The organism is Deinococcus depolymerans, assembly GCF_039522025.1.
In the GTDB taxonomy this organism is placed as follows: domain Bacteria; phylum Deinococcota; class Deinococci; order Deinococcales; family Deinococcaceae; genus Deinococcus; species Deinococcus depolymerans.
In genome coordinates this window covers 14,770-26,667 of the sequence record NZ_BAAADB010000019.1, presented here as the reverse complement: position 1 = coordinate 26,667, position 11,898 = coordinate 14,770, and the positions used below count along the sequence as shown (strand labels likewise).

Genomic DNA, 11,898 nt, shown 5'->3' with positions numbered 1-11,898 from the left:
CGTGACGCGCCGCTCAGCGCAGGCGGGTCAGGATGGTGTCGATCACGCCCTGCAGGTCGAGCGGGCCGGTGTCGATGACGAGCGCGTCAGGGGCGGGGGCGCTCTGCACGGTGTCCAGTTCGTCACGGCGTTGCAGGGCGGCCTCGATGGCCGGCACGTCCTCCGGGCGTTCGCGGGCGCGGCGTTCGGCGCGGATGCGGGCGCTGGCGGTCAGATAGAACTTGTGGCTGGCGTGCGGGAACACGTTGGTCCCCATGTCGCGGCCCTCGGCCACGAACGGTTCGGGCAGGGCGCGCAGCTGGGCGTCCACCCACGCCCGCACCTCCGGCAGGGCCGCCACGACACTGACACCCCGGTCCACGCGGGTCGAGTGCAGCTCGTCCGTGAGTTCCCGCCCGGCCTGCCACACGCGGTTCCCGCCGGCCAGCGGTTCCAGGTGCACGGGGCGGGTGCCCAGCAGGGTCAGCAGCTGCGGCGCGTCGTGCAGGTCCAGGTTCGCTTCGAGGCCCAGCAGGGTTGCGGCGCGGTACAGCAGGCCGCTGCTCACGTAGGGCACGCCGAGGGCCTGCGCGACCCCCGAGGACACGCTGGATTTTCCGCTGGCTGCCACGCCGTCAATGGTCACGATCATCAAGAGGGCAGTGTACCGCACCGGCCGGAATTGGCCCCGCCCGGACGGCCGGCGTCCACCTTCTGCGTGACGCGCCGCCCGTCCGGGCCGCTACACTGGAGGGAACGATGAAACACGCTGCCCTGATCCTGACCGCGCTCCTTGCCCTGACCGCCTGCCAGAAGAAGGACGACGCGGCCGCCCAGACCGACGCGGCCCAGACCGAGACCCCCGCCACCGAGACCCCCGCCAAGGACACGGCCGCCCCCGACGTGAGCAAGCCCGGGCCGGTGCCCGCCGGCTTCACGGCCGTCGCGGCACTGACCGATAAACCCACGCGCGAGTTCAAGGCCGAGCCGGACATGGCCCTCGCGGACGGCAAGGACTACTACGCGCTGATCGACACCAGCCGCGGGCAGATCCTCGCGGACCTGTACGAGCAGGAAACGCCGGTCACCGTGAACAACTTCGTGTTCCTGGCCCGCAACCACTACTTCGACGGCATCCGCTTCCACCGCGTGATCGACGGGTTCATGGCGCAGACCGGCGACCCCAAGAGCGTGGACGACAGCAAGAAGGCCGAGTGGGGCACCGGCGGGCCCGGCTACAGCTTCGCGGACGAGTTCCGGCAGAAACTCACCTTCGACAGCGGCGGCATTCTCGCCATGGCCAACAGCGGCCCCGCCACGAACGGCAGTCAGTTCTTCATCACCTTCGTGCCCACCGACTTCCTGAACGGCAAGCACACCATCTTCGGGAAGGTCGTGACCGGCGACGACATCCTGCCGAAACTGACGCGCACCATGGACCAGAGCAACGCCGAGATCCCGGATGCCAAGGCCGACGAGATCCTCAGCGTGCGCATCCTGACCAAGGGCTGAGCCGACCACCGGCACAGGCGGCCGCCCCCCAGGTTCAGGGGGGCGGCCGCCTTCATGACTGCCTGATCCGGACTGCGGCAGTCCGTATCATACGGATTCCGTTTGTTTCGCTCGGATTGAACGGGCTTTGCAGCCCATTCAATCGGAGTCCGTATTACAGGCGCGTGACGGTGCAGTCGCCGCCGGTCAGGCGGGTGCCGCTGCCGCTCAGCTTGGCGAACACGGCGTTGATCTCGGCCAGGGAGCCGGACAGACTGATCCCGGCGAACCGCCTCTGCTGCTCGTCGTAGCGGTAGGGAGCGCGCACGATGCAGATGACGAAGCGGGCGGGGTTGCGGGTATCCCAGACCTGGAACTCGCCGCTGCGCTCCTGGAAGTAGATGCGCGCCCCCTCGTTACGGTAGTACCACTCGCGGTCCGTGCGGTCGTACTGGGGAGCGCCGGGCACCACGACCTTCCCATCAAGCGGCTTGTTGTTCTGGTCGGAGCCACTGATGGTCCACTGTTCACCCTCGACCAGGGGGCCTTTGAAGGTGTCTTCGGTGGTGGCGCTGGGAGCGCAGGCGGCGAGAAGGACGGTCAGGGGCAGCAGGGACAGGAAACGCATACGCGGCCCACCCTAACGCACGGCTGAGTGCCCCGCGAGCAAAGTTGACCGGCGTTCACAGGTCCAGGTCGGTGGGCGTGCGGGCCTGGGCGGGAATGGCGGTCAGCAGCACCTCGTACTTGCCGGTCACGAAGACCTTGAACCCGTGCTTCTGCAGGCCGCGCCGGGCATTGGTGACGTCGGCGCTCAGCAGGCTCAGGTCCGGGCGGGCGTAGTTACGCATCCGCGCCCCGTACGACAGGGTGCCGTCACGGTAGCGGGCGTTCGGGTACCCGAGGATCAGGCCGCCGGTCGGGGTCAGGTGGTGGCGGCGCAGCGCGGCCAGCAGCACGTCCTGCGTGACGCCGGGGCTCTGCAGCAGGCTGAGGGCCAGGATCAGGTCGAAGCGGCCCAGTTCCGGGGGCAGGGCGTTCACGTCGGCAGCCAGGACGGTCGCGTGCGGGTGGCGCTCGCGGGCGGCCTGCGCGGCGGCCGGGTCGAGGTCCACGCCCACCACCGTCAGGGGGCGGCCGGGGAAGGCCAGCGGCAGGGCGTCCAGTTCATGCCCGGCGTTCACGCCGAGGGCCAGCACCCGCCCGCCCTGGGGGGGGTTCACGCGCCGCAGTGCCTCGGTGAACGTCGCCAGGAACACCGGGTCTTCCAGTTTGTTCACGCGGGCCCAGTCGCCGTCCGGACCGTACCCGGCGTGATCCGGGTCGCGGGCCGGGGCGTGCGTGCGCAGCGTCAGGCGCACCCGCCCCTCCCCTGCCCGGTCCGGGGTCAGCAGGTGCGCGCCGAGCAGGTCCGCGAGGTCCGTCCAGGTGTGCCAGGGACGGTGGACGCCGTGGCGCGTCACCTCGCCCGCGTAGCGGCCCAGGCCCGCGTCGGGGTCGGGCACCTCGAGGGTCACCTCGCCCGCCGCGCGCAGCCGATCACGCACGGCGGGAAGGAGGACGCTCATGGGTTCGGTCGTGAAGTGCAGCGCCGTCAGGGGTCAGTACCCGTGGTGCTTGACGACCGCGCCCTGACCTTCGAGCCAGCGGGTGACGACGCCCACGGCGGCCTTCACGCCGGTCGTGATGATCGGGCCGCCGAACTTGGCGAGCCGCACGAGGTGCGTGCCGTCCTCGCGGGCGGTGATGCCGATCAGGACCTCCTGGGTCAGGTCGCCTTCCACGACGTGCGCCAGGACGACCCAGCCGTCGCGGCGCAGTCCCTGGTACAGGTCGAGCAGGATGACGGTCCAGCCGGCACCCTCGTCGGCATTGCGGCTGGCGGGGTTGCGTTCCGTGAGTTTCTGGAAGGTCTGGGGGGCGAAGGTGTCGGGCAGGGTCAGGACGGCGTGGGGCACGGCGGTGGGGTCCTCCGGGTAGGGCGCGGTGTGTCCGTGTGGGACGGGCAGGTGGGTGGTGGGCGTGAAGCGGGCGTGGTTGACGCCCAGGCCAAGGTCGCGCCACTTGAGGGCGTACTTGGTTTCCAGCGCGGCGGCGGGCGGGTCGGTGATCCCGACCTGCATGACGCCGCTGGCGTGGGCCTGCTCGCACGCGAATTCGAAGTACTCGTCGTGGTCGGTGGTGAGCAGGATGGACCCGCCGGGTTTCAGGCGGCTGGCTGCCATGCGGAAGAACGGGACGCGCAGCAGGCGGTGGTCGGTGTGCCCGGCCTTGGGCCAGGGGTCGGGGAAGTTCACGACGATCAGGTCCAGCCCCGCGTGCGGGATCACCTCGCGGATCAGGACGTCGGCCGGCAGTTTGGTCAGCAGGGCGTTCTCCAGGCCCGCGTCCCGCAGGCGTCGGTTGGCTTTCAGCAGGGACACGCCGGAGAGTTCCACGCCCAGGTAGTTGGGCGCCTCGGGGAACGTGCGCGCGAAGTGCGGCCAGAAGCGCCCGTCGCCAAAACCGACCTCCAGCACCCAGGGGCGGTCCGGGGTGGCGGGGTACAGGCGCGCGGCGCTGTCGGGGAACCGGAAGTCGCCGAGGCGGGCGATCATGCGTGCCCCCCGGCGTTCAGGTCGGTCAGCAGGTCACCGGCGAGGCGGGCGGCGTCGCGCAGCACGCTCCCGTAGGTGTGCTCGCCGGGCGTGCACTGCCCGAGCATCCGCACGCGCTCCAGGCGGTTCACGCGGAACCCGTCCAGTTCGGTCGGGGCGGGTGTCAGGAAGCGCACGTCGTACGGCGGCTCGACGCCCTCGCCCTCGGCGCGGCGCTCACTGCCGGTCAGCCAGATGCCGCTGGCGGTCAGGTCGTCCGCGAGGAAGTCGTACGCGACCTCGCTCAGGCGTCCGGCCTCGTCCATGGTGTCCCCCACCAGCAGGCGGCCCTTCAGGAACGCGCCGACGGCCAGCACGCACAGGCGGGCGTGGAGTTTCGGACCCTCCCAGGTGGAGAGCACGATCTGCGTCTCTTCTTCGTCCAGCGCGGTGACGGTGCTCTGAAGCAGGTGGATGCCGCTGGTCTCCTCTATCCGGGCCTTCAGGTGGCGGTGGAAGGTCCAGCCGTCCGTGTCGGGGTGCAGCGCGGCGCGCACCTCCCCGAACAGACTCTCCGGGGGGAACGTCACGCCCGCCGTGGTCGGCTGGTACAGGTTCCCCAGGTGATCGAGCGCCTGCGACACCAGCAGCACGTCCCGGCCCGCGCGGGCCAGCCGCCACGCCAGTTCCGTTCCGGCCAGCCCGGCCCCGACCACGGCCACGTCATACAGGTGCCCCGGCTGCGGGCGACTTCTCGGAGAAACAGGACCAAACATCACCCTCCAGTGTAACTTCCAGGGCTGTGGGCCGTGGGGTGTGGGCTGTGGGCAGCGCCCCGACGCACGTCCTGCCACCCGCAACCCTTTACCCTGGAGGGCATGTCCGACGACGCACCATCGAATGACGGGTTCGCGTTCCGCTCGCAGGTACGCGCGGGTGGCGAGCGGGTGCTGGCGTTCCTGACGCGCGAGTACCGGCACTCGGACGGGGCGACGTGGGCGGCGCGGCTGGCGGCGGGTGAAGTGGAGGTCCGGGGCGTGCCGGCGAGCGGGCACGAGGTGCTGCGCGCCGGGGACGTGGTCGTGTGGCACCGCCCCCCGTGGCGGGAGCAGGCGGCCCCGCTGGACTACGCGGCGCTGCTGGAGGACGAGGCGCTCGTGGCGGTCAGCAAGCCCTCTGGCCTGCCGACACTGCCGGGCGCGGGGTTCCTGACGCACACGCTGCTCACGCAGGTGCGCCTGCGCTATCCGGGCGCCAGTCCGCTGCACCGGCTGGGGCGCGGCACGAGCGGCGTGGTGCTGTTCGCCCGCACCGGGGAGGCGGGCGCGGCCCTGTCCCGCGCGTGGCGGGAACACGAGGTCCGCAAGGTGTACCGCGCGGTCGGCGCGGGCGTGCCGGAGTGGGACACGCTGGACATCCGCACGCCCATCGGGCCGGTGCCGCACCCGCGCCTGGGCAGCGTGTTCGCCGCCAGTCCGGCCGGCAAGGCGTCACGCAGCGTGGCGGCCGTCCGTGAGCGCCGCGCCGGGCAGACGCTGTTCGACGTGGAGATCCACACCGGCCGGCCCCACCAGATCCGCATTCACCTCGCCGCTGCCGGGCACCCGCTGGTGGACGACCCGCTGTACGGCGTGGGCGGGCTGCCACTGCCGGACCTGCCGGGCCTGCCGGGCGACCTGGGGTATCTCCTGCACGCCTGGACGCTGCAGTTCCGGCACCCGCTGACGGGCCAGGAGGTGCGGGTCGAGGCCCCGCCGCCCCCCGGTCTGCGCTGCGGATGACCCCATACGGACGCCGGTGGAACGGCGTGCGGGCACCGCTCCAGCCGGGCGGAGCGACCCGGAGGGCGGCCCCGCAGCGTGGGAGCCCGGAGGACTGCCGGGCGTGGCGTTGGCCACCCCGGCGCCCCCCATTCCGGACTGTGAACGAACCAGACGGCAGTCCGTATCAGCGTTCGGTGTCGGCCGAGTACGTGCCGTCCGCGCGGCCCTCGAAGGTCACGGTGCCGTGCCGGTCCGTGCGGTACACGCGCGCGCCGGTCTGACGGTACAGCCGCAGCGCGGCCGCGGTCGGGTGCCCGTAACTGTTCTGCCCGACGCTGATCACGACGTTCTCCGGGCGGACGTTCGCCAGCCAGCCGGCGCTGTCCCCGTTGCTGGCGCCGTGGTGAATGCTCTTGTACACCTGAAAGGGACCGCGCAGGTCCGGTCGTTCCTGCGCCAGCCAGCCCTCGGTCTCCTGGGTCTCGCTGTCGCCGGTCATCAGGGCGCGGAACGCCCCGAACTGCAGCGCCAGCCCCACGCTGTTCAGGTTCTGATCGTCCGGCATGCCCGGCGGCGCGGCAACAATCCGCAGTTTCACGCTGCCCAGATTCACGGTCTGGTTGCCGGCCTTCGTGAAGGTGGCCTCCACGTTCTGCAGGGCCTTCACCAGCCGCTCCCAGGTCTGGGTCGTGCCGCCCAGCCCGTTGTTGATGAACACGCGGGGTTTCAGGGCCGCGGCCGGCACCAGTCCCGCGATGTGGTCGGCGTCGGCGTGGGTGGCGATCATCAGGTCCAGGCGGGTCACGCCGTACTTCTTCAGCTGGGCGCTCAGCCGCTCGCCGCTGCGGCCCCCGTCGACCAGGGCGGTCTTGCCCTCGGGACTGCGGATCAGCACGGCGTCCCCCTGGCCCACGTCCAGGAAGCGGATGGTGACGGTCCCGCCGGACGGCGCGGGGGCGGGGCGTCCGGCGGGGCCTGCGTCCTGCTGTTTCATCCAGCCGCAGGCGGCGAGCGTGCCGGTGACGCCCAGGATCAGCAGGCCCAGCAGGTCCGACGCGCTCGGACCGCTGCGGCGCGGCCCGCCCCCCCGGCGCGGCGCGGCGCGGCCTGACGTGGCCCGGGCCGCCCCGGCCTTCGCGGCCGTTCCCGCGCGGGGGGAGGCTGCCTTCCCGGACGGCCGGCTGGCCGGCACGCGCGGACTGTCGCCGCGGGGCGGGGCGCTGGCCTTGCGGGCGGTGGGGGTGTCGCGGGCGGGTTTCTTGGGACTCACAGGGTGATCTCTCCGTCGTCGTTCAGGGGCAGGGCGGCGCGGTCGGCCGCGTTCAGGGTGTCCAGGGCCGTCTGGGCGGCGCGGCGGCGCGCGGCGGTCTCTTCCGGCAGCCGTTGCAGGCTCACGCCGTCCGGGCCGTCGGTGACGGCCAGCAGGTCGCCCTCGCGCAGGCCGGGTGGCAGGTCCGGCAGGGGCCGGAGGACGGTCCGCCCGTCCGGGCGTTCCAGGCGGGCCACCGGGCCGGCCGGGGTGTCCTCGATTCCGTCCACCGTCCAGCGCTCGGTGGGGGCGTTCCCGGCAGGGGCGTCCTGCGTGGCGGCGCTGTCGGCGCGCGGGGTTTCCCCTGACGCCTCTCCCACCGATTCTGTTTCGGGACGAACAGGTTCAGGCTTCACGTCCGCAGCGTAGCGCACGCGGCGGTTCCACCGCACCCCGAAACTTCACGCTTCCCGCTCCCAGACGGACCGCTTCACCGGAGCCGGACGGCCCTGCCCTGCGTCACCCCGGCGTCCGTCTCATACGGACTGCCGTTTGTTTCGCCAACAATCCGGAACTTCACCGGATTGCCAGCTCCACGTCCGGAACCCGGTTTGCTCCTGCTCGCTTCGCTCGGATTGAACGGGCTTTGCAGCCCATTCAATCGGAGTCCGCCTCAGTCACCGGCCCGGTCGGCTTCCGTGCCGAGCAGGTGCAGGCGTCGCCGTTTCGCCTCGTACATCTGGGTGTCCGCCTCGCGCAGCCAGTCACTCATGGAATACCCGGGGTGCGCCTGCGCCAGCCCTATGTTCAGGTGCGGCGGCGCGGCGGTCGGCCAGGGGTGCCCCCGGACGTCCTCCAGCCAGCGTGACAGCGTGCCACGCGCCTGCCCGCTGTCGCCGGGCAGCAGGACCGCGAACTCGTCGCCACCCAGGCGGAACACGTGCGCGCCGCGCCCGGTCAGTCGGCGCAGCAACAACCCCAGTCCGGTCAGGACCTCGTCACCGACCGCGTGCCCGAAACGGTCATTGACCGCCTTGAAATCCTGCAGGTCCATGACCGCCAGCGTGAAGCGCGCGCCGTCCCGATGCGCGGCACGCAGGGCGGCCTCACCGCGCTCCCCGAAACCCCGGCGGTTCCACAGCCCGGTCAGCGGGTCCGTGTGCGCCTCACGTTCCACCCGTTCATGCAGCGCGGCGTTCTCCAGCGCGATGCTCAGGTGTACGCCCAGCAGCTCCAGGAACTCCAGGTCCTCGGGCGTGAACGCCCCCTGCGCGTAACTCTGCACCGACAGCACGCCCGTGACCTCCCCGGCATGCAGCGGCACGCCCATCCACGACAGGGTGTGCGGCAGGTCCGACCGGTGGTGCAGGCGCACGATGCCCAGGCTCTCGCGGCGCAGGTACGCGGGCAGGTCGTTCTCCAGGCGCAGCGTGCCGCGCAACACCCGCTCCAGCAGGCCGTCCGGGCGGGGGGCGATGTCCTGCTCGGCCACGTTGTCGCTCTCCAGCGTCAGGCAGTGCCAGCCGCCACCGGGCACGCAGCGGGCCAGCAGCGTGATGGGCGTGTCGAACAGCAGCCGCACCTGCTCATGCATGGCGCGCAGCAGGTCATCGGTCCGCACGTGCCGTGACAGGGCCGCCGTCACCCGTACCAGGGACCGGTACCGGGCAATCTGCCGCTGCGCGTCGGAGGCATGTAGGTTCAAGGTACCGCTCAGTATCCCACGCGGCGCTGTCAGGAATCTGACGGTCCGCCCACCCCCCGGGGATTCCGTTCATGGGGACATTCACGGCCCCCGTCCGGGCGTATCCTGCACGCATGAAGTGGCTCTCCGACCCCGCACTCGCGCCCATCGTGGAAAAGGTCGAGGCCGGCGCACGCCTGACCTTCGCCGAGGGCATGCAGCTGTACGACACCCGCGACCTGAACACCCTGATGAGACTGGCGAACCTGCGCAAGCAGCAGCTGCACGGCGACCGGGTGTACTTCGTGCACTCCATGCGGCTGGAATTCACGAACATCTGCTACGTGGGCTGCACCTTCTGCGCGTTCGCCGCGCACAAGAACGAGGCGCGGGCCTGGGACTACAGCCCCGAACAGGTCGCCGAACAGGTCCGCCGCCGCTACCTGCCCGGCATCACCGAACTGCACATGAGCAGCGGCCACCACCCCAACCACAGGTGGGAGTACTACCCCGAGATGGTGCGCGGCCTGCGCGAGGCCTTCCCGGACCTGCAGGTCAAGGCCTTCACCGCCGCCGAGATCGAACACCTGAGCAAGATCAGCAAGAAACCCACCCTGGAGGTCCTGCGCGAACTGCAGGCCGCCGGGCTGGCCGCCATGCCCGGCGGCGGCGCCGAGATCTTCGCCGACCGCGTGCGCCGGCAGGTCGCGAAGAACAAGGTCAAGGCCGAGAAATGGCTGCAGATTCACAGCGAGGCGCACTCCCTGGGCATGCGCACCAACGCCACCATGCTGTACGGCCACATCGAGACGCTGGAAGAACGCCTGGACCACATGGACCGCCTGCGGACGTTGCAGGACGACTCCGTGGCCCGCTTCGGCGGTGGGTTCCACGCGTTCATCCCGCTGGCGTTCCAGCCGCTCGGGAACACCCTGGCGCAGAACCTCGGCAAGACCGACTTCACCACCGGCCTCGACGACCTGCGCAACCTCGCCGTGGCCCGCATCTACCTCGACAACTTCCCGCACATCAAGGGCTACTGGGTCATGATCGGCAGCGAACTCACGCAGGTCAGCCTCGACTGGGGCGTGTCCGACATCGACGGCACCATCCAGGAGGAACACATCGCGCACGCCGCCGGAGCGACCAGCCCCATGAAACTCAGCGAACAGGGCATGATCCGCATGATCCAGCACGCCGGCCGCACCCCCGTCCTGCGCGACGCGTACTACAACGAACTGGCGACCTTCCCCCGCACCCCGGCCACCGAAGCCGCCGACTGACCCCATGCCCGCACCCGGCGACCTCGACCTGATCCTCGCCCTGGACGACCAGTGGAACGCCGCGTACCACCACCGCGACCCGGCCCGGCTGGACGCCGTCCTGGCCGACGACTGGCTGGGCTTCTACCACGACGGCACCCCCGTCACGAAACAGGAACTCCTGACCGGCATGCAGACCAACCCCACCACCCCCCTCAGCTTCGAACGGCACGCCGCCCGGGTACACGGCGACACCGCCATCACACGCGGCACCCTCTACGCCGCAGGTCAGCGCGTACAGAGCTTCCTGCGCGTCTACGCCCGCCAGGACGGACACTGGCAGGCCGTCAGCGTGCAGGTCATCCCGTGACGGAATACGAGCTCGTTCTGGATACGGGTCAGGCCGCTCCACACGGTGTAGAGGGCGTGATTGACCACGTCCTCCCATACCCGCCCGACGCCGATCCGGTCACCTCGCCCTACTGGAGTGTCCTGTTCCGGCTTGGGGCTCAGGCCAGCCCGGACAGCGCAGAGCGGGGTGAGTTGGTCATCAGCCGCGCCACTCATCAGCGCATCGACTGGACACGGGGCTTCAAGTTCCTGCGCTTCTCCTGTCAGGAGTGGCCGGCGCCCGATCCGCTCAGCGGACGCCACACGCTGGGAGAGCAGCAGCTCGGCCGGCTGGAACTCGGCCTGGGTGACGCGTGGCATGCCTTCTACCGCTCGGGTGCGCCCGTGACGGCGTGGGTTGAGGGGGTGGCGCAGGATTACGTCTGGAATTACCGCGACCGGGTAGAAGACCTGAAAGTCGTGAACGACACCCAGGTGTACCTGTACGGCCAGATGAACCACGAGAGCTACCCGGAGGAACTGCAGATTCCGGAGCTGAGGAGTCTGGAAGGCCGCACCGTGCGCTTCGGATTCAGTCGGCCGCCCGTGCCCAGCGAGCATCCCGTCCGGGACGCGGGGAGCCGCGCCGCCCTGATCGCCGGAGAGGTCGCGCAGGTGGACTGGGGAACGCCCGACCCGTACCGCGCGGGTTGGATTCATTTCACGAATGTGGCGCCGATTCTGGATTCGCTGGTGCTGCCGCCCGGCGTGACGGCGATCACGGGCGTGCCGACGCAGATGAATGCGGCGCTGCTGTCGGGTGAGGTGGATATCGCGAACATCAGCGCGGTGGAGTTCATCCGGAACGCGGATGTGCTGGAGGCCCTGCCGGATTTCAGTGTGGCGGTGCTGGGGCCGGTGTACTCGGTGAATCTGTTTCACACGCGCCCGCTGGAGGAGTTGCGGCGGGTGGCGCTGACGGCGCAGTCGGCGATGAGTGTGGCGCTGCTGGAGGTGCTGCTGCGCGAGCGGGGCCTGAGCCCCACGCTGGAGCGGGCCGAGGGTGAGGCGGAAGCGCTGCTCTCGCAGGGGTTCGACGGGGTGCTGCGGATCGGGGACAGTGCGCTGCGGGAGTGGTACGGGGTGGTGGGGCCGCTGACGCCGGAGACGACCATGACCAGCCTGCCGCACTCGGCGCGGGGGATCAGCGTGACGGATCTGGCGGAGGAGTGGTTCCGCCTGACGGGGCATCCGTTCACGTTCGCGGTGTGGGCGTACCGCAAGGACCGCCCGCCGCCTGCGGCGCTGGTGCAGGCGATGCGGGAGGCGCGGCGCGACGGGATCGGGCACCTGGCGGACGTGGCGGCGCGGCACGCGCGGAAGCTGGGGTTGCCGGAGCGGGTGGTGCAGCATTACCTGTGGAACTTCCGCTACCACCTGGAAGCGCCGGACCGGCTGGGCCTGCACGAGTTCGCGGCGAAGGCCGTGCCGGGTCACGCACCGTTGACGTTCGGCCCCCGCCCCGGCCCGCGCTGAACCGGCCTGCGGTTCAACTGGACTCCGA

At 70.8% G+C, this 11,898-nt stretch carries 13 protein-coding genes; 5 read left to right on the top strand and 8 right to left on the bottom strand.

Annotated features, from left to right (window positions below; all coding sequences use genetic code 11):
- Positions 1 to 13: 13 nt before the first annotated feature.
- The gene (cmk, locus tag ABDZ66_RS10355; RefSeq protein WP_343758517.1) at positions 14 to 631 is read right to left on the bottom strand and encodes a (d)CMP kinase; all 618 of its coding nucleotides are present in this window, start codon (positions 629 to 631) and stop codon (positions 14 to 16) included.
- 107 nt (positions 632 to 738) lie between these two features.
- Between cmk and ABDZ66_RS10350 the strand changes: the two genes are divergently transcribed.
- Complete coding sequence (locus ABDZ66_RS10350) at positions 739 to 1,491, top strand: peptidylprolyl isomerase (RefSeq protein WP_343758515.1); 753 nt, start codon at positions 739 to 741, stop codon at positions 1,489 to 1,491.
- Between the two features lie 154 nt (positions 1,492 to 1,645).
- Here ABDZ66_RS10350 and ABDZ66_RS10345 read toward each other — a convergent pair whose 3' ends face one another.
- Genes ABDZ66_RS10345 through ABDZ66_RS10330 form a run of 4 tightly spaced genes read right to left on the bottom strand, consistent with a single transcriptional unit; the run spans position 1,646 to position 4,822 of the window.
- Entirely contained in the window at positions 1,646 to 2,098 is a 453-nt protein-coding gene (locus ABDZ66_RS10345; protein ID WP_343758513.1) for a hypothetical protein, read from the bottom strand.
- 55 nt (positions 2,099 to 2,153) lie between these two features.
- Positions 2,154 to 3,038: a class I SAM-dependent methyltransferase gene (locus ABDZ66_RS10340; RefSeq protein WP_343758511.1), complete on the bottom strand. Its 885-nt coding sequence runs from the start codon at positions 3,036 to 3,038 to the stop codon at positions 2,154 to 2,156.
- A gap of 33 nt (positions 3,039 to 3,071) precedes the next feature.
- Entirely contained in the window at positions 3,072 to 4,067 is a 996-nt protein-coding gene (gene trmB, locus ABDZ66_RS10335) for a tRNA (guanine(46)-N(7))-methyltransferase TrmB (protein ID WP_343758509.1), read from the bottom strand.
- On the bottom strand, positions 4,064 to 4,822 hold the full coding sequence (locus ABDZ66_RS10330) for an FAD-dependent oxidoreductase (protein ID WP_343758507.1): 759 nt from the start codon (positions 4,820 to 4,822) through the stop codon (positions 4,064 to 4,066). The genes trmB and ABDZ66_RS10330 overlap by 4 nt, the downstream gene beginning before the upstream one ends.
- Positions 4,823 to 4,924: 102 nt before the next feature.
- On the opposite strand from ABDZ66_RS10330, the gene ABDZ66_RS10325 reads away from it, so the two are divergent.
- Complete coding sequence (locus ABDZ66_RS10325) at positions 4,925 to 5,827, top strand: RluA family pseudouridine synthase (RefSeq protein WP_343758506.1); 903 nt, start codon at positions 4,925 to 4,927, stop codon at positions 5,825 to 5,827.
- 166 nt (positions 5,828 to 5,993) lie between these two features.
- On the opposite strand, the gene ABDZ66_RS10320 is transcribed toward ABDZ66_RS10325, so the two are convergent.
- From ABDZ66_RS10320 to ABDZ66_RS10310, 3 genes are all read right to left on the bottom strand, one after another.
- Positions 5,994 to 7,079, bottom strand: coding sequence for an MBL fold metallo-hydrolase (locus ABDZ66_RS10320; RefSeq protein ID WP_343758505.1), 1,086 nt, complete (start codon positions 7,077 to 7,079; stop codon positions 5,994 to 5,996).
- Positions 7,076 to 7,474 carry a DUF3006 family protein gene (locus ABDZ66_RS10315; protein WP_343758502.1) on the bottom strand — a complete coding sequence of 133 codons (399 nt, stop codon included), beginning with the start codon at positions 7,472 to 7,474 and terminating at the stop codon, positions 7,076 to 7,078. The genes ABDZ66_RS10320 and ABDZ66_RS10315 overlap by 4 nt, the downstream gene beginning before the upstream one ends.
- 257 nt (positions 7,475 to 7,731) lie before the next feature.
- Positions 7,732 to 8,763 carry a GGDEF domain-containing protein gene (locus ABDZ66_RS10310; RefSeq protein WP_343758497.1) on the bottom strand — a complete coding sequence of 344 codons (1,032 nt, stop codon included), beginning with the start codon at positions 8,761 to 8,763 and terminating at the stop codon, positions 7,732 to 7,734.
- A 113-nt stretch (positions 8,764 to 8,876) separates the two neighbouring features.
- Here ABDZ66_RS10310 and mqnE point away from each other — a divergent pair, with 113 nt between their 5' ends.
- The 3 genes from mqnE to ABDZ66_RS10295 all read left to right on the top strand — a co-directional run bounded on the left by mqnE (position 8,877) and on the right by ABDZ66_RS10295 (position 11,870).
- Positions 8,877 to 10,025, top strand: a complete 1,149-nt coding sequence (mqnE, locus tag ABDZ66_RS10305) for an aminofutalosine synthase MqnE (RefSeq protein WP_343758495.1) — start codon at positions 8,877 to 8,879, stop codon at positions 10,023 to 10,025.
- 4 nt (positions 10,026 to 10,029) lie between these two features.
- Positions 10,030 to 10,374 carry a nuclear transport factor 2 family protein gene (locus ABDZ66_RS10300; RefSeq protein ID WP_343758493.1) on the top strand — a complete coding sequence of 115 codons (345 nt, stop codon included), beginning with the start codon at positions 10,030 to 10,032 and terminating at the stop codon, positions 10,372 to 10,374.
- Between the two features lie 635 nt (positions 10,375 to 11,009).
- Positions 11,010 to 11,870 (top strand): menaquinone biosynthetic enzyme MqnA/MqnD family protein, encoded by an 861-nt coding sequence (locus tag ABDZ66_RS10295; RefSeq protein ID WP_343758810.1) that lies wholly within the window; start codon positions 11,010 to 11,012, stop codon positions 11,868 to 11,870.
- Positions 11,871 to 11,898 lie beyond the last annotated feature (28 nt).

Excerpts from the sequence above, each read along its gene's own strand:
- cmk (WP_343758517.1), bottom strand. The coding sequence starts at position 631 with ATGATCGTGACCATTGACGGCGTGGCAGCCAGCGGAAAATCCAGCGTG.
- ABDZ66_RS10350 (WP_343758515.1), top strand. The coding sequence starts at position 739 with ATGAAACACGCTGCCCTGATCCTGACCGCGCTCCTTGCCCTGACCGCC.
- ABDZ66_RS10345 (WP_343758513.1), bottom strand. The coding sequence starts at position 2,098 with ATGCGTTTCCTGTCCCTGCTGCCCCTGACCGTCCTTCTCGCCGCCTGC.
- ABDZ66_RS10340 (WP_343758511.1), bottom strand. The coding sequence starts at position 3,038 with ATGAGCGTCCTCCTTCCCGCCGTGCGTGATCGGCTGCGCGCGGCGGGC.
- trmB (WP_343758509.1), bottom strand. The coding sequence starts at position 4,067 with ATGATCGCCCGCCTCGGCGACTTCCGGTTCCCCGACAGCGCCGCGCGC.
- ABDZ66_RS10330 (WP_343758507.1), bottom strand. The coding sequence starts at position 4,822 with ATGTTTGGTCCTGTTTCTCCGAGAAGTCGCCCGCAGCCGGGGCACCTG.
- ABDZ66_RS10325 (WP_343758506.1), top strand. The coding sequence starts at position 4,925 with ATGTCCGACGACGCACCATCGAATGACGGGTTCGCGTTCCGCTCGCAG.
- mqnE (WP_343758495.1), top strand. The coding sequence starts at position 8,877 with ATGAAGTGGCTCTCCGACCCCGCACTCGCGCCCATCGTGGAAAAGGTC.
- ABDZ66_RS10300 (WP_343758493.1), top strand. The coding sequence starts at position 10,030 with ATGCCCGCACCCGGCGACCTCGACCTGATCCTCGCCCTGGACGACCAG.